Genomic DNA, 18,736 nt, shown 5'->3' with positions numbered 1-18,736 from the left:
TGTGATTAATATTAAATTTGACAAGTGTACAATATTTTGCAAGTTTTCTCTAAATAGTGTTTTTATCTTCTCAAATTTGCATATTGCAAATAGAAACAGTTATAATTTGTTTCTAATTCTCTGTACATTTCTATTTATATAGTGCCTTCCAATATATTTGTATAAAAGATTTTTACACCATCCTATTTTTTGGTTATATTGATTGAAAAAATCATCTGGAGTATCAAAGGTTCCCAAATCATCAATTATTCCCTCTTTTTGAATAAATGTATTATTTAGATTCCAAGATATTTGAGGATTTTGCAAATCCTTAGTGGCAATGCCCCATCCCAAAAATAAGCCTTGACAGTCATTGTATTTTTGCTGAATACTTGTAAGATAATTTTTATCTAAAATAAGACCTTCTAATTGATACCATTGTTTTTCATAGTATACTTCTATCCATGTGTGAATGATTTCTGTAGGAGTAATCTTGTAAAGAACTCCTAAGAGCTCTAATTGAACTTTTTTATCTAGAGTAAAACCATGAATCCTACATGGAATGCCAACTCCTTTTAAAAGTGCCATAGCAAGTATAGTCTTTGTATTGCATTGTCCATATCCATCTTTTAGTATTTTACTTGCAGATATATTGTCACTTTCATTAAAACCAAACTTGATGTCATCTCTAACAAAATTATAAATTTGTTTGATTTTATTAAAATTATCTAATTGATTCCATTTCTTTTCGCTAATAAGCTCTTGAACATTTTTTGAATTAAAGTCTAATAATGTACTTTCTGATAAATGTCTTCTCATAAAATATAAATCTCCTTTATTTAGTGTAATTATATTTTATATCTTAGAGTAATTTGAAACTTTCAAAAACTTGCTGTTTTTTAATATACCAGAAATATTCATACCAGTCATACATTTATTGGTATATGCTAGATGTGAAGCGCTGTCAAAACCTGACATCATAGCAGCATCAGTTATAGAGTATTTACCAGATAAAAGTAAAAAATATGCTTTTTGAATTTTATGTAGGAGAATATAACTTTTTAATGGCATCCCTGTTTGTTTTTTGAATATATGGGACAGTCTACTTGGCGAAAGAAAGACCATATTAGAAATATTTTTTATAGAATGGTCATGACAGTCACACTCATTAAGTCTTTGCATTATTTTATGAATTCTTTTATCAACTACTGTGTAATTGTCTTGAGTAACATTAAGATATTCGAACATAGAATTTGTAAAATTTAAATAACTTTTTTCATCATGATTTTTGAAAAAATTAATATATTCTTTTTGTGTATGTTTATTATTATGAATATCTATAATTCCATAACCTTTAATTTTGTCAATATATTTTGACTTAAAGCTTAATGCAAGTGATGATGTTGGCTCAATTAACATAGTAAAACATATTTTTTCTCCTGTTGAAAAACAATGTTCTATATTACTATCTACAATAATACATTTACCTTCTATATCATTGCCATCTATAGTTATATTTAAACTGTCTTCAATTCCTATAAACAATTGCAACATCCAATGTTTATGCTTATTTGATTGAATAGAATTTGTAAACGAAGAAATATGATTATTTGATATAATTAATAAAATTACCTCCAAACATTTTTCTTATTGAGGAAATACAGGTTAATTGTACAGTATTTTTCAGTAAGATTAGTGAAATTTTTATTTTATTATACTTTAGATTTTAATTTTGTTCAATTATTTTAAAATTAGATTATTTTTATAATGAATTAATTTTATTTTATATAATATTGGACCTACATTAAGATATTTTAAAATATAAATTACTTATTGTAAAACTTGCATATAAAAAATAAAAATTTTATAATTATATTACAGATTATATAAAATAAAACATCAAGTCATAAGTTGAAGAAAAGAGGATGTCATGAAGTTATTTCAGCAAAAAACACAAGTTCATAAATTTAAAAATTCAAAGGAATTTATAGAAGAATTCAAAATTTGTAAATCAGATTTTATATTAACAAGTAAAAGTGCATATGATACATATTTTAAAAGTCTTGGTTTGGATGCACATGTAGAATATAAAAGTAAGTATGGAACTGGTGAACCTAATGATATAATGATGGATAAATTATTGGATGATTTTTCAAAAACTAATTGTACAAGAATTATTGCTATTGGTGGGGGAGCAGTTATTGATATGGCAAAGTTGTTAGTACTGAAAGATGGAAAGAAATCAAGTGATTTATTTCAAAAAAAGGTTCCTTTAGAAAAAATAAGAGAATTAATAGCTGTTCCTACAACTTGTGGAGCAGGTTCAGAGGTGTCAAATATTTCAATTGCAGAAATAACAGAGATGAATACGAAGTTTGGATTAGCTGTAGATGAATTATTTCCAGATTATGCAGTTTTAATTCCAGAGTTATTATTAGAGCTTCCATATTCATTTTTTGCTACAAGTGCAATCGACGCTTTAATACATGCTATAGAATCTTTTGTATCTCCAAAGGCGAGTATTTATACAGAAATTTTTAGTACCAAAGCTATAGAGAAGATTTTAAATGGATTTCAGCAAATTGTACTAAATGGAAAAGATTATAGATTTGATATTATAGAAGATTTTTTGATTGCAAGTGATTTAGCTGGTATTGCTTTTGGAAATGCTGGTACAGGAGCAGTACATGCACTTTCATACCCATTAAGTGGAGTTTATCATGTTACTCATGGTGAAGCTAATTATCAATTTTTTATAGAAGTATTTAAAGCATATAATAGATTATCACCAGATGGTAAATTAGCAAAAATAAATATGCTTTTGAGTGAAATAATGAATTGTAAAGTATCAGAGGTATATGAAAAAATGGAAGAACTACTTAATAAAATTATTACAAGAAAAAGTTTAAGAGAATATGGAATGAAAGAGTATGAGATAAATAGTTTTGCAGACAGTGTACTAGATAGTCAACAAAGGTTGCTAAATCAAAGTTATATTAAACTTAATAAAGAAGAAATAGTAAATATATACAGAACTTTATATTGATACCCCAAATATAAAAGTTAATTGTTCTATATTTAGCTATAACTCAAATTTATGAAAAGCGGTGATTTAATTAAATCATCGCTTTTTATGACTGATATTTTTATAAGATAATATATCTTGTACTTATTAAAAAATATATATTTCATTTAATTATGACAAATAAAGATAAAATTTAAATATTTTAGAGGTAATTTTATTTAGATATAGAATTTTAGAGTAATGATATACAAATGTGTTATATTACCACTTTATATCAAAAATAGTAATATAATAGTCATATACATTTAGAAAATTTATTGTTTAAAAGGAGTAGAACCTATGATAAAAAAAGAAATGGGTAATTTTAAAGGAAGCAGTGATTATGTAGTATCACCAGAATTAATGGCATCAGTTAATGTTGCTATAGCACTTGAAAAACCACTTTTAATTAAAGGAGAACCTGGAACAGGAAAAACTATGCTTGCACAAGCAATTTCAAATCAACTGCAAAAAGATTTAGTAATTTGGAACATAAAATCAACTACAAAAGCACAGGATGGTCTTTATGTATATGATACTGTTCAAAGACTTTATGATAGCCAATTTGGAGGTGAAGGAGTAGATGATATTGGTAAGTACATAAAATATGGTAAATTAGGAGAAGCATTTAGTTCAGAGCAACAAGTAATTCTTTTGATTGATGAAATAGACAAGGCAGACTTAGAGTTTCCAAACGACTTACTTTGGGAATTAGATAAAATGGAGTTTTATATAAATGAAACAAAAGAAACTGTAACAGCAAAACAAAGACCTATAGTGATTATAACTTCGAATGCAGAAAAAGAGCTTCCAGATGCTTTTTTAAGAAGATGTATATTTCATTATATAGAATTTCCTGATAGAGATATGATGGAGGAGATAGTAAAAGTACATTTTGATAAAGTTGAAGAACATTTATTGGAACAAGTAATGACTACTTTTTATTGGATTAGAAGTTTAAGAGAGATACAAAAGAAACCTAGTACATCAGAGTTAATAGACTGGATACAAGCATTGACTTTGAGTGGAATTCCAATTGAAAAAATAGAAAAAGAAGTTCCTTTTGCAGGGATACTGCTTAAAAATAACGAGGATATTGAATCTATGCAAAAACGTTTGTAGTCAATAGGAGCTGAATAATTATGTTTATTAAATTTTTTTATTTATTGAGAGCAAGAGGCCTAGATATATCTTTAAATGAGTGGATGACTCTAATTGAAGCACTAGACAAAGGGCTTTGTTATTCAAATTTTTCGAATTTTTACTATCTTTGTAGGATGATTTTAATAAAAAGTGAAAGTAATTTTGATAAATTTGATGCAGTGTTTTTGGAGTACTTTAAAGGTATAGAACACAAAGAGGAAATTCCAGAAGAGATTATGAACTGGCTTAAAAATCAAAATGTAGATTTAGAAGGATTTGAAAGATTAGAGCAAAATCCCAACATAAACCTTGATGAATTGAGAGCTAAATTAGAGGAACGTATAAAAGAACAAGATTCTCCACATAATGGAGGGAATTACTGGATAGGAACAGGGGGTACTTCTGAATTAGGTCATTCAGGCAAAGGTCAAACTGGTATACGCATAGGCGGAACTTCCACCTATGGAAGAGCTGTTCTCGAAGTTGCAGGAGAAAGAAAGTATAGGGATTTTAGAGATGATGAAGTTTTAAATATGCGTCAATTTCAAGTTGCATTAAAAAGGCTTCGTCAATTTTCTACTAGAATAGATGCTCCAAAAACAGAACTTGATTTAGATAAAACCATTGAAGAGACTTGTAATAATGCAGGGTATTTAAAACTGTTTTTCGAAAAACCAAGAAAAAATACAGTGAAGCTTTTGTTGCTTATAGATTCAGGGGGTTCAATGAGAGGATATAGTACTTTATGTAATACATTATTTCAGTCTGTAAGTAAATCAAATCACTTTAAAGATGTAAAAGTATACTATTTTCATAACTGTTTTTATGATAGATTATTTACTACACCAGAATGTTGGTTAAGTAAGTCTATTGATACTGAATGGATATTACAAAACATAGATAAAAACTATAAAGTTATAATCGTGGGTGATGCGTCTATGGCACCTTCTGAGTTACTTCATATTGGTGGTAATTATCGAGGTCCATATAACGATACACCTGGAATAGAGTGGCTTAAAAGATTCAAAAGAAAGTATAGTAAAATTGTGTGGCTAAATCCGGAACTGAGAGATGGGTGGGATTCAATCAGTTATTGGTATCAGACTCAAAGGTTAATACAAAGTGAGTTTAATATGTATCCATTAACTGTAAAAGGATTGGAAAAATCATTGAAAAATTTAATGGTCGCGAAATAATATAAAAAATGATGGTACAAATTATATAAAAAATGTACCATCATTTTTTATATTATAAATTGTATAATTGAAATTTAAAAATTATGTAGTCTAATACATTTTAGACTTACAAAAAACATATACATTAATAATAATTTTAGAAATTGAGGTGATTATAATAAATTATGAATTAATCGTAAAATACAATGGAGATATATTAAGATTAGAGCAAGAATTAGGTGTTTCAGTAGAAATACTTAATGCTTCCTATGCGATAATAACATCAAGTGATGAAGAAGATATAAATAGATTACTGACTTATCCAGAAATAGAGTTTATAGAAAAACCTTTTATATTACAAACTCAAGACATACAAAGTTTTTCAAGCACAGGGATAACAGGTTTTAAAAATAGAACAGGATTAACTGGAAAAGGAACTATAATTGGTATAATTGATTCAGGTATAGATTATACTTTGCCTGTATTTAGAGATAGCGAAGGAAAGTCCAAAATATTATACTATTGGGACCAGTCTATACAAGGAAATCCTCCAGCAGGTTTTAAAGAAGGAACCTTATATAATAATGAAGATATAAATAATGCAATAGCTGGTAATACATATATACCTATCTCAACGACTAGTCTACATGGTACACATGTTGCAGGTATTTGTTCAACCATTGCAAGCGATGCTAGGATAATAGTAGTAAGGGTTGGAAATATACAGACAGATGTTTTTTCAAGAAGTACAGAGTTTATGAGGGCGATTAAATTTATTTTAGATAGGGCATTAGAATTAAGAATGCCTGTTACATTAAATATAAGTTATGGAAGTAATGAAGGCTCACATAGAGGGACTTCTTTATTTGAGCAGTATATAGATGATATGTGTTTATTTTGGAAAAATAATATAGTGGTAGCGGCTGGTAATAATGCAGATAAGGGAGGACATAAAAGGATTAGGCTTCAAAATAATACTACAGAAGAAGTTGAGTTTGTAATTGGAGAAGGAGAGCGTATATTAAATATAAACATATGGCCAGATTTTATTGATGACTTTAGTGTACATTTAGTAAGTCCATCGAATAGCCAGACACAATCAATTTCTCTAACTTCAGGTGAAATAAGAAATACTTTAGGAGATACAAGAATTACTGGTTATTTTTATCCTATAGCACCATATTCTCTTACTAGAAGAGTTACATTGCAATTAAGTTCAAATACACAGATAAATCCTGGTCTATGGAGAATCGTATTTGAACCTATAGATATTGTAACTGGTAATGTAAACATATATCTACCAACTTCTGAGGGATTAAATAGAAACACGAGATTTTTGATTCCTACTCAAGAACTTACTGTTACAGTTCCCGGAACAGCAAGTAGAGTTATAACTGTAGGAAGTTTCAATTCAAGAACAGATATAGTATCTATATTTTCTGGCGAGGGAGATACACAATTGGGTGTATTTAAACCAGATTTATTAGCTCCAGGCGAAGATATAATATCTTTTTTACCAGGAGGTACCAGTGGAGCATTAACTGGAACGAGCATGGCCACTCCTCATGTTACAGGAGTTTGTTCGTTGTTTATGGAATGGGGAATTGTAAATGGAAATGATTTGTTTTTATATTCGCAAAAGTTAAGAGCATTGCTTCTTAGGGGAGCAAGAAGAACAAGTAATCAGTCATATCCAAATAATTCATCGGGATTTGGTTTTTTAAGTTTATCAGACATAGATTTGTATACTTTATCTAGTATAAATCAAGACTTAGAAACAGAAGACATTGGATATAGAAGCACTAATAAGTCGTTTAAAGATGAAGAAAATAATTATAGAGTTATAGAAAATTATAATTCTCAGAGAAACGATGATTTAAAGTTGGAGGATTTTATAAGTGAAAATATGGATAGACAATCAGGAACATTGGCAGGAATAAATGTAATTCATACTCCTGAATTTGAAGATGAGTTAGCCTCATTGGGTATGAGTCAAGAATTTCTTAAGCTAAGTGACTCATTTGGTGTATTATCTATAAACACTACAGACTATAATAGCATACAACGAGTTTTGGAACTTCCATCAGTTATAAGGACAGAATCAACTATAAAGATGACACTGCTTGGAGAGATTAATCAAGGTACTTTTGGTGGTGTAGTTGCAACCGAAGAAATAGGTGTAAATTTTTTTAAAAATAATCCCAATATAACAATAACAGGAAGAGGTACTCTTATAGCGATTGCTGACACAGGAATAGACTATTTACATAAAGACTTTATATATGCAGATGGAACCTCAAAAATAGCTTTTTTATGGGACCAAACAAAGAATGGAACTCCACCTGAAGGTTTTTATATTGGGACAGAATATACACGAGAAGATATTAATAGAGCAATTGCAGAAAATGATGCTAGTCTATCTCAAGATGAAGTTGGGCAAGGGACTATGATAAGTGGCATATGTGCAGGTCTTGGTAATGTAAATAAGGAATATGCAGGAATAGCTGAAGATGCTGAATTAATAATAATAAAAATTGCTAAGATAGAAGGATTTTATAATAGTGCAATGTTATTTGCTGCATCTCAGTATGCATATAAAAAATCTTTAGAACTTGGGAAACCATTAGTAATAAATATATCTTTGGGTAGCAATAGTTTAGTTGGATTGACCAATAGAAGTAATAGTGAAAAAGCATTTTTTACTAGAGGGCTGTGTATAACAGCAGGAGCTGGAAATGAGGGAAATACTCAGACACACACATCTGGAATAATACCAAATGTAGGAAGTTCCGTTGAAGTCGAGTTGGAATTAAATGAAGAAGAAGAAGAATTATCAGTTGAACTTTGGCTGAATAAACCAGATAAGGCAGATGTAATAATAGTGTCTCCCACTGGTGAAGAAAGTAAAAGTGTTGGAATATCAAGTTATAATAGGATAACAGGTTTATTTGATTTAGAAGGAACGGAGTATTCTATAACATATGTATATCCAACTACTTTTTCAGGGCAGCAGTTTACCAATGTTACTCTGAAAAATGCTAAAAGAGGAGTGTGGAAGATTAGATTAGTAGGAGTTTATATTGTAAATGGAATATATAACTTGTATCTTCCAAATAGGGCTCTTTTAAAAAGTGGAACTAGATTTAGAGAGGTTGACCCTTTTTATACAATAAATTATCCAGCTGTTCAAGATGATTTAATAACTGTAGGAGCTTATAATACTATTAATAATAGTTTGTGGCAAAGTTCATCAAGAGGGCCGACTATTGAGGATAGATTAAAGCCAGACTTAGTAGCACCAGGAGTTAATATAATAGCTGCATATCCTGGAAATACATATGCGACTATAACTGGGACAGCAGCAGCTAGTGCACATGCTGCAGGAGCCGCTGCGATGTATTTTCAATATACTTTTGTTGATAGAAGATATCCAAATCAAGCATATGTTCAAAAAATAAAAACTTTTATGCAGGCTGGAGCTAGAAAAAACCAAACTACAGAGTATCCAAATATGAGTACTGGATATGGAACTTTGGATGTTAGAGGTATGTTTGATGTGTTAAGATAGGAGGGATTTATGGAAAAATCTTATTGTATAATTTACCAAGGTGATATAGAAACTGCACTTCAAGAAAACGGAATAAATAAATATATGGTTTTAAATAGCCAGCTTGCAGTAATATATGTACCTATGGATTTTGATGAAACTATTTTAAACAATATATTACAGGTTGCTTGGTGGGAAGAATCTGCTCCAATGAGCAGTTTAATTGAAATAACTAATAATATGAATAATGGAGAAACTATTACAACAGCTACTGAAGCAGAGTATATTTATGAGAATCCATATAATGATATAACAGGAAGAGGGATTTTATTAGCAGTTATAGATTCTGGTATAGATTATTTACACCCTGACTTTATAAATGCGGATGGAACGAGTAAGGTTTTACGATTATGGGATCAGGAAGAAAATACAAATCCACCACCAGAAGGATTTATTTTTGGGAGTGAATTTACAAGAAGTGAATTAAGTTTAGCTATAAGTAGAAATGATGGAAGTTTAAGTCAAGATAATATAGGTACTGGAACTTTGGCTTCTGGTATATTAGTGGGAAATGGAAGAGTAAATTCACAATATAGAGGTATAACTACAGAGTCAGATTTGATAGTGGTTAAATTAAAATCATATACAGATACTTATTATGCTGGAAAGATAAATTATAGTGTTTCAGATTTTTTAGCAGCTATAACATATGTTACTAATATAGCAAAAACAGAAAATAAGCCTATAATAATAAATCTTACTATTGGAGTTAAGTCAGGTGCTGTAGCAACTACTTCCATATTAGATACATTTAATATATTAAGTAGTGCTGGTGTTGTTGTAGTAAGTGGTGCAGGTAATCAAGGTAATACAGATATTCATTATGCTGGAAGATTTAGTAGCTTATATGAAGTCCAAGATGTAATAATACAAGATGGTGACGATTACGCACTTGATATAACACTCAATACAAATGGTCCAGATAAGATAGGGGCACAAATAATATCTCCTTCAGGTGAGGTTAGTCATGATATAAGATATTCTCCAGACTTTTATGTATATAGAGGAAAGTTTAATCTGGAAAATACTACTTATTCAATGAGATTCATCTATCCATATATTACTTCTGGGAATGAAAGCCTAGAGATAAGACTTAGAGATATAAAACCTGGTGTGTGGACTTTGAGGCTAACTCCAGAACTTATAATAGGGGGAGAGTATGATATATATTTACCAAATAAAAACTTGATAGCACCAGATACAAGATTTTTAGACCCAGACTCAGTGGCTACAATAACTATGTATGCTGCTGGTGATGATGTAATCACAGTTGGTACATTTAATAATAAGACTGATAGTATGTGGATTGGTTCATCAAAAGGGCCAATTAGAGGAAGGGGAATTAAGCCAGATATAGTAGCGCCAGGAGTAGATATAATATCTACATATAAAAATGGAACCTACAATACAGCAACAGGTACAGGAGTTAGTAGTTCAATAGTTTGTGGAGTCTTAGCCTTATTAATGGAATATTTGGAAAAACAAGATAATATCCCAAGGTTATCGTTGTTTACACAAGTTTTAAAAACATATTTAATATTGGGAGCTACGAAGCTCGATATATATACGTATCCAAATGTTTCACAGGGATATGGTATTTTAAATTTAAAAAATACAATTCAACAGATGGCAAATACTTTATAAATAAAAAAATATGTAAATAATGGTATTTTATCTGTTATAAATTTTACTTATGAATTTAATTTGAAAAATTGCTAAAACTATTACAAAATAAATATATAGAGGTGATAGTTTTGGAAAGTAAAAAAGCAAGAGCATTAAAAGGTAACGATAACAAAAGACTTAGAAGTCCGCTTCTAGTTGGAAATGAATCAACAGCAGCTTGGGCAGATGTTGAAAAATTAAAACCTCATAGTAAAGTTTCAATACCTTCACTTAATAGTGTTGAAGAAGCAAAAGATTGGGTTGACAATGGAAGTAAATTGTAAAACTTCTATACTTGATAACAAAAATAAATAATTTATTGTATTTAAGTAAAGTAGTATTAGTTTAAAAAGCTTAAAGTTAAACTTAAGCTAATAAACAGTATACTGCTTTACTTTTTTTATAGGTGTCAGAAGGGAAAATGTAATTTACAAATATTTGAAAGGAAAATATAAATTTTTGCATATAAATATTTATAGATTATATAAGACTAGTAAATATCAATTGCATAAATTTATTGACTAAAAATTTATAAATTGGTATAATTTTGTTAATTAGCGGAAATAATAGAAGATAAATACTGTGAAGAGAAGAGTAGATATAAAATGCAGTTTTAGCGAGTTGAGGATGGTGAAAGCTCAATACAAGTTTTATATTGAAGAACATCTTGGAGTTTCTAATCGAAAGCTTATTTAGTAAGTAGACTTAGACGGAAGGCACCGTTATAGGCTTTAAGCATTGCTTAACTAAGAGGTCATTTATGACAACTAGGGTGGTACCGCGAAAGTAATAGTCTTTCGTCCCTTTATACAGGGATGAAGGGCTTTTTTTATGGAATTATATTTAGAAAAAATTACTAAAAATTAAACTAGGAGGCTTTAAAATGCAAAAGGAATTTATAACAGTAAAAGAATTGTACAGAGATAAAGAACAGTACATAGGAAAAACTGTAAAAGTAGCTGGATGGATAAGAACATCTAGAGTATCTAAAAACTTTGGATTTATAGAATTAAATGATGGAAGTTTCTTTAAAAATATGCAAATAGTATTTGATGAAAAAGTTGAAAATTTTAAAGAGATAGGTAAATTGGCAATAAGTTCATCTATACTTGTAGAAGGTGAGTTGGTATCTACAGAAGGAGCTAAACAACCAGTAGAAATACATGCAAAAAATATAGTTGTAGAAGGTGAATCAGATAGCTCATACCCACTACAAAAGAAGAGACATACACTTGAGTATTTAAGAACAATCGCACATTTAAGACCAAGAAGTAATACTTTTTCAGCTGTATTTAGAGTAAGATCAATAGCTGCATATGCAATACACAAATTCTTTCAAGAAAGAAACTTTGTATATGCACATTCTCCAATCATAACAGGTAGTGACTGTGAAGGTGCAGGAGAAATGTTTAGAATAACAACTATGGATTTAAATGATATACCAAAAACAGAAGATGGGAAAATAGACTATACACAAGATTTCTTTGGGAAAGAAGCTAATTTGACAGTTAGTGGGCAATTAAATGCCGAAATAATGGCACTTTCTTTTAGAAATGTCTATACTTTTGGACCTACATTTAGAGCTGAAAACTCTTATACAGGAAGACATGCTTCAGAATTTTGGATGATAGAGCCAGAAATAGTTTTTGCAGACCTTGAAGATAATATGGAACTTGCAGAAGATATGATAAAATATGTTATAAACTATGTTTTAGAAAACGCTCCTGAAGAAATGGAATTCTTTAATAGTTTTATAGATAAAGGATTGCTAGAAAGACTAAATAAAATAGTAAACTCTGAATTTGTTAGAATAACATATACTAAAGCAGTAGAGCTATTACTTGAATCAGGACATGAGTTTGAGTATCCAGTAGAATGGGGATGCGATCTTCAAACTGAACATGAAAGATATATAACAGAACAAATATACAATTCTCCAGTATTTGTTACAGATTATCCAAAAGATATAAAAGCTTTCTATATGAGAATGAATGAAGATGGGAAAACTGTTAGAGCAATGGATTTATTAGTTCCTGGTGTTGGAGAGATAGTTGGAGGTTCTCAAAGAGAAGAAAGAGAAGACGTACTATTAGATAGAATTCATGAAATGGGATTAAATGAAGAAGATTACTGGTGGTATTTAGAACTTAGAAAATTTGGTACTGCTACTCACTCTGGATTTGGTCTTGGATTTGAAAGAATAATTATGTATATGACAGGTATGTCTAACATAAGAGATGTTATACCTTTCCCAAGAACTTCTAAAAATGCTGAATTCTAATAATTATAACCTATAATATGATTATATAATTTTTCGATATAATAAAATAGCTTGTGTGCTATCTGATTTAGATACATACAAGTTATTTTTATTGTGTTTACAAATATATGTAGTTTGTTTATTCATATTTTATTATACAATGTAATTATAAGTTACTTATACTAGGAGGATAAATAATGTGTAGTTTTTGTTTTATTAAATTTAATGTGAATGATGTAAAAATATTTAATCGAATAAAAAATTTATTTTCATATATAGCAGATATAAAAAATGATTGTATACAAATTGAGGATTTAGAATATTATATTTTAGAAAAAGTAGACGAATTTTATAATAAAGAAGAATTAGATTATTTTTGGTGGCCAACAGAAGCAGAAAATAAAATGTTTTGGGAGAACTATAAACTACTGGATGAAGAGAATCGACAGGAATACATAAAGTCTGTTTCATGGGATTTTGAGACTGTGTTTTCTGAAATTGGACTTGGCGATTATACAATAGAAGGTTGCGAAATGATTGGTGAACAAACTGCTAAACTTTATTTTAACCCTATTGGATATCCTTATGGTGGAAATGAAGTGCTTCAAGAGGCACTAAAAGCTTTTGGAGTGACAATAGTGGGTGTGCTTGGATAACGTTTATTGTGCTATACTATAACTAGTAGAGTAATTTTTTGGAAGTTTAAATATAAATTATATTTAAGCATTATCTTTATGTAAATAGTATAAAAATATGTAAGGTGATTTAAATCTAAAAAATTATTGAATAGTATATTTATTACACAAAAAGTTTTATCATTATCATGAGGGGGAGTAATAATGTTAAAGAAAGGGTTGTTTATAGTTTTAAGTTTGGCACTTATATGTACAGGTTGCAGTTCACAAAATGATTCTAAAGGTAAGCAAGCAAACAAAGATAATTCTCTTATACTATTAAAAAATGATGAGAATAACTCAGGTGATATGACAGATGTATACATAAAGACAGAAGGTAAGGATGAAGAAAAAATAGCATCAGATGTACCTACATATACTAAAAAAGATTATATAAATGGAGAACAATCAATATTAATCCAAGATAAAGAAAATAATTTATATAAGTATAATCTAAAAAAAGAAAAGGAAAAAATAGCATCAGATTTATCTTCTGACGAAATTAATTCATATGAATTTATGCCTTCTTCAAACACTATAGCATATATATCATCAGAAAAATCCTTGTATGTAAAATACGATGGAAAAGATAAAGAAAAAATAGCCAATGATGTTGTATTGTATAGGATGTCTACAGATGGAAAATTCATATATTATATGAATACAGATGAAGAGTTATATCTATATAAAGAAGATGGAAATAAAGAAAAAATATCTACTGATATACAGAGTTTTGATATTGTAAATAATAAAGGTGATGTAATATTTATAAATAATGATGATAATCTATATTTAAAAAGTACAGATAAAAATGATAAGGTCAAAATTAGTTCAGATGTATCAAATTTATGGGGGGTAAAATCTAATGATGAAGAAATTATGTATATAAGTGAGTATAATTATAAGGATTTGAAAGGTGAATTATATTTGTACAAAAATAATGCTAGTGAAAAAATAGCATCGGATGTTAGGTCTTATAAATATAGAGATAGTAAATTTTATTTTATAAATAGTGATGATGAATTATATGAGAAAGAAATAGGTAAAGAGGTGTCTAATAAAATAAAATCAGACATTAATTATGTAAGTTTTATTAAAGATGGAATTGTATTTACAAATTCTGATGGAGATGTATATATTAAGAAAAATAATAAAGAAGAAGAAAAAATAGGCAATGATATGAAAGAAAATTCTAATGTATCTATTATTAATGATGAAAAATTACTTTATATTAAATCAAGTGGTGAGTTATTTTTAGATAAAGACAGGATAGCAAGTGATGTTGTTGGCTATTCATTTAATTCAGAGAATATAGCATATTCCACTAAAAATAAGGAAATACATTTTTATAATTTAAAAACTAAGAAAGACAATATAGAAATAAACAATGTAGGAAAATATTCAGAGATTTATTTAGGAAATAAATTGATTTACTCTAAAAATTTAGAACCAAAAGACTTAAATGGTTTTTGGAAAGCTGATGAATATAATATATTTGAATTTGAAGAGCCAAATAAGATAAAACTTTATAGTAAAAGTGAAGAAGAAAGCAATTATACAGTTAAATATGAAGTAGAAAGTTCAGATAGTAATAGCATAGTATTAAAAGGAAAAGATACTTTATCAAAGGAAAAATTTACTATAACTAAGTTTAATAGTAATGAAATTTCATTACAAGCTAATAATGTAAGTGGTACACTTAATAAAATTTCCAAAGAAGAAGCGGAGAAATTTATCAAGAGTATAAATAACAAGGAAAATAGTGAAAATACTGATAAAAAGAGTATTAAAAGTGATTCAGGTTCAAGTTCTAATTTGAAAAATAAAGAAGTAAGTTATGATGATGATTATATTATATATGATAGTGATTCTAGAGTATTAACTAAAGATGAACTTGAACTTTATAGTAAAGAGGAGTTAGCATATATAAGAAATGAAATATTTGCAAGATATGGATATGTATTTAAAGAAGAACCTTATAAAAGCTATTTTAGCAATAAGTCATGGTATCAGCCAGATTATAGTATAGGAGCGGATACAGATGTTTTAAATTCTGTAGAGAAACAAAATGTATCATTGATTAAGGAAATGGAAAACTAAGTTATAAGAAATTTTAAAATACATGTCTAAATGTAGTATAAGATAGTCTATAGACATTAAAATTGAAATGTGAATTAATTTTAAACATGAATTAATTATATATAAAATTATTAAATCTATAAGTTAGACTTAAGTATAATTTATAGATTTAATAATTATGAATCTAAAAGCTAATTTATAGGTTTACATAATATTATACAAATATTTTGAACAAAATAAATTTATTATTAAGAAAATATAAATATAAGGATTAATACTTTGTTTCTATACTCCTAATAAAACTCAACACGATTACGACCTTGTTCTTTTGCAATATATAAAGCTTTATCACAATAACTTATAAATTCATTTAAAGTTATTAATTCTTCAACTTTCTTTGTATGAACTCCGATGCTAACAGTCACACATTTTGAAGGAACGTCATCACGTTCAAAATTACAATACTCTATAATCTTACGTAAATATTCGGATTTAAGTTTAGCATTCGCCTCATCACAATTGAAAAGACATATAAAAAATTCTTCACCACCATAACGGATAGCATGTGAATTTTCAGAATTTGTAAAATCTAAAATTACTTTAGCAATATTCTGTAAACAGTAGTCACCCTTTTGATGTCCGTAAGTGTCATTAAACTGTTTAAAATAATCTATATCTATCATCATTCCTGTTATAGGTTCTTGCTTTGTATGGGTCTTTAATTTTTTTTGAAGAACATCTTCTAAATACCTACGATTATTCATTTTAGTTAGGTCATCAGTCATAACCTTAAGATTTAATAAATTGTTCATATGGGAGATTTCTTCATATTGTTGATGGATTAGCATTTTATCATAATAAGTAAATACACGACTTCTATATAACATTGTAGAAATAAAAATAGCAAGTGATGTTATAAAAAATGTGTTTACAATATTACTGAACTCATTACCTGATACAGTTTGAATTCCTGGTAAGAGTAGATTAAGAAATAAAAAACATCCTCCAAAAACTATTATTGATTGACCTAATTTTAATACTGAAAAAGCAGCAGCTGTTAACATTATATAACTGAATACACTCAAATCATTTCCGCCTAACTGGTCAAGCAAAGTAATTACACAACCCCATAAGCAGAAAAATGTTACATAAATCACCCACAAGTTTATATAATAAGTACAATGTTCCTTTTTTTTATTCCAAAGATAAGAAAAAACAAGCATAAAAATTAAAGAGATACAAAATAGTATTATATACATACAAAAATACCATTGACGTCTTGGGGTGGCAAAAGGACCACCATCTCTAGCTGATATTGATATCATCATAATTAGTTGAGATATTATTATTATGATACAAATAATTTTGCCTGTATGATAAAGATAATTGCAAAGTTCTCGTTCAACATTTTCTTTGTATTTTTTATCTAGAGGGAATCCAAAGAATTTTTTTAAATTTTCTAAGTTCATATAAGCCTCCATTAAAAATAAAACATAAAAATAAGTATTCCTCTTCTTTTCTTAGATACTCGGAATACTTTGTTTATAACTTAATTATAGCAAAATATGTTATATGTAACAATCTAAATTTGTAATAGATAGTATTTATTAGTTAAGATTAAATAAAATTTTGTATTAGTATTTTATTATAATTAAGATTAGTAAGTTATTTATTTTAGAATATTAGATAATTATAATGAAATACTAATACAAGACAAATAAAATAGATAAATATATCCAATTAAGGTATAATTAAGTTGTATTAGTTAGATTTATAATTAATATATTATATGAATTAGAGTTGCTATAAAACTGAAAGTGTTGAAATTACAACGATATAAGCGATTGTATAAAGTTAATGACTTTAGCTTTTAAAATAGATAAATGAGAGTTTGCCACCCATTTGCCACCGTAGTATATTTTTGGGTGGCAAACTAGTTTGTAATTCTTTCAAATATATCTACAGTTTCACTTTTCATTTTATCTGTTACATGTGAATAGGTATCCATTGTAGTTGATAATTGACTATGACCTAGACGATTTTGTATGTCTTTAATGTTAGCACCATTTTCTAATAGTAGGGTAGCATGTGTATGTCTTAGACAATGGAAATGGAAGTCATTATTTAAGGCTTCTCTAATTTGTCTTACTATAGTGTCCATAGTGTGAATAGTTACTTGTTGACCATTTTCTTTAGTACATACCCAATCACTATCGAAGTAAAATTCTCCATATTTTAATTTGATTTTCTTTTGGTATAGTTTATGTTCTTTTAATGCTCTTACTAAGGTATCACCTGTAAATATAGTTCTACAAGAGCTTTCTGTTTTTGGTTGGCTTAATTCAAACATTCCATTCTTCTTTTTAATCAGAGTATGTTTTACTGTGATAGTTTTATTATCAAAGTCTATATCATCCCATGTTAGTGCAATAATTTCACCTCTTCGCATACCAGTATAAAATCCAATTAGTAAGACTATACGCTGAAATGAATCTTGAGGAAATATATTTAATGTTTGATTAAATTCTTCTAGTGTAATAGTTTTAACTTTTTTAGTTTCTGTTTTAGTTTTAGTTTTTGGTATGCTTACATATTGCATGGGATTTTCTCGTATGTGCTTGTAAGGGTAGACTGCTGATTTTAATGACCTATGTAATATAGCTTTTAATACTTGTAATGTACTTTGAGAATAGTCTTCTTTGTACTTTTTGTTTATGAAGTTTTGTAGTATTGCTGGTGTTAGAGCTTTTACTTTATAAACTCCTAGCTTTGGTTTTATATGTTTTTCTATGTTTATTCGGTAGCTTTCTTGAGTGTTGTATTTACAGTTAAGTAAAACATATTCTTTGAACCAAAAGTCGAGATAGTCTGATAAGCTGATGTTGCTTTCTTCAAATACTATGCCAGAGTTTTCATATTCATTTAGTGCTTCTCTTAGTGCTTTTTCTGCTTCTTTTTTTGTACTGCCACCAACTCTTTCTACTTTTTTTCTTTTGCCTTCTACTATACCTAGGTCAAAGTAGTAATACCACTTGTTGCTTCTTTTTCTGACTCCACCTTTCATAATAATGACTCCTTTCTTTTGAGAAT

General features: G+C 28.3%; 13 protein-coding genes and 1 other annotated feature. Of the genes, 9 read left to right on the top strand and 4 right to left on the bottom strand.

From position 1 onward, the window contains the following. Positions 1-99: 99 nt before the first annotated feature. Both IC758_RS12225 and IC758_RS12220 read right to left on the bottom strand, forming a co-directional pair. Positions 100-798: a transglutaminase-like domain-containing protein gene (locus tag IC758_RS12225; protein ID WP_227860495.1), complete on the bottom strand. Its 699-nt coding sequence runs from the start codon at positions 796-798 to the stop codon at positions 100-102. Between the two features lie 36 nt (positions 799-834). Continuing rightward, the gene (locus IC758_RS12220; protein ID WP_227835733.1) at positions 835-1,524 is read right to left on the bottom strand and encodes a helix-turn-helix transcriptional regulator; all 690 of its coding nucleotides are present in this window, start codon (positions 1,522-1,524) and stop codon (positions 835-837) included. Between the two features lie 385 nt (positions 1,525-1,909). Between IC758_RS12220 and IC758_RS12215 the strand changes: the two genes are divergently transcribed. From IC758_RS12215 to IC758_RS12175, 9 genes are all read left to right on the top strand, one after another. Beyond that, on the top strand, positions 1,910-3,025 hold the full coding sequence (locus tag IC758_RS12215) for a 4-hydroxybutyrate dehydrogenase (protein WP_227860494.1): 1,116 nt from the start codon (positions 1,910-1,912) through the stop codon (positions 3,023-3,025). Between the two features lie 318 nt (positions 3,026-3,343). Continuing rightward, positions 3,344-4,165, top strand: coding sequence for an AAA family ATPase (locus IC758_RS12210; RefSeq protein ID WP_227437274.1), 822 nt, complete (start codon positions 3,344-3,346; stop codon positions 4,163-4,165). A 20-nt stretch (positions 4,166-4,185) separates the two neighbouring features. Beyond that, the gene (locus tag IC758_RS12205) at positions 4,186-5,382 is read left to right on the top strand and encodes a vWA domain-containing protein (RefSeq protein WP_227824052.1); all 1,197 of its coding nucleotides are present in this window, start codon (positions 4,186-4,188) and stop codon (positions 5,380-5,382) included. Between the two features lie 148 nt (positions 5,383-5,530). Further along, positions 5,531-8,929 (top strand): bifunctional germination protease/germinant receptor pseudoprotease CspBA, encoded by a 3,399-nt coding sequence (cspBA, locus tag IC758_RS12200; protein ID WP_227437270.1) that lies wholly within the window; start codon positions 5,531-5,533, stop codon positions 8,927-8,929. A 9-nt stretch (positions 8,930-8,938) separates the two neighbouring features. Beyond that, positions 8,939-10,612 carry a bile acid germinant receptor pseudoprotease CspC gene (cspC, locus tag IC758_RS12195; RefSeq protein ID WP_227860493.1) on the top strand — a complete coding sequence of 558 codons (1,674 nt, stop codon included), beginning with the start codon at positions 8,939-8,941 and terminating at the stop codon, positions 10,610-10,612. A gap of 110 nt (positions 10,613-10,722) precedes the next feature. Then, positions 10,723-10,917: a CDIF630_02480 family spore surface protein gene (locus IC758_RS12190; protein WP_227437266.1), complete on the top strand. Its 195-nt coding sequence runs from the start codon at positions 10,723-10,725 to the stop codon at positions 10,915-10,917. A gap of 289 nt (positions 10,918-11,206) precedes the next feature. Then, positions 11,207-11,441, top strand: a binding site (T-box leader). Between the two features lie 75 nt (positions 11,442-11,516). Next, positions 11,517-12,914, top strand: coding sequence for an asparagine--tRNA ligase (gene asnS, locus IC758_RS12185; RefSeq protein ID WP_227860492.1), 1,398 nt, complete (start codon positions 11,517-11,519; stop codon positions 12,912-12,914). Between the two features lie 176 nt (positions 12,915-13,090). Beyond that, entirely contained in the window at positions 13,091-13,549 is a 459-nt protein-coding gene (locus IC758_RS12180) for a hypothetical protein (protein WP_227835416.1), read from the top strand. Positions 13,550-13,732: 183 nt separating this feature from the next. Beyond that, entirely contained in the window at positions 13,733-15,667 is a 1,935-nt protein-coding gene (locus tag IC758_RS12175; protein WP_227860491.1) for a YARHG domain-containing protein, read from the top strand. A 272-nt stretch (positions 15,668-15,939) separates the two neighbouring features. Here IC758_RS12175 and IC758_RS12170 read toward each other — a convergent pair whose 3' ends face one another. Next, the gene (locus IC758_RS12170) at positions 15,940-17,115 is read right to left on the bottom strand and encodes a GGDEF domain-containing protein (RefSeq protein ID WP_227437259.1); all 1,176 of its coding nucleotides are present in this window, start codon (positions 17,113-17,115) and stop codon (positions 15,940-15,942) included. A 464-nt stretch (positions 17,116-17,579) separates the two neighbouring features. Continuing rightward, on the bottom strand, positions 17,580-18,710 hold the full coding sequence (locus tag IC758_RS12165; RefSeq protein ID WP_227860490.1) for a site-specific integrase: 1,131 nt from the start codon (positions 18,708-18,710) through the stop codon (positions 17,580-17,582). Positions 18,711-18,736: the final 26 nt, after the last annotated feature.

It is taken from the genome of Clostridioides sp. ES-W-0016-02, from assembly GCF_020641035.1.
Classification (GTDB): domain Bacteria; phylum Bacillota; class Clostridia; order Peptostreptococcales; family Peptostreptococcaceae; genus Clostridioides.
This window is presented reverse-complemented; position numbering and strand designations above follow the sequence as displayed.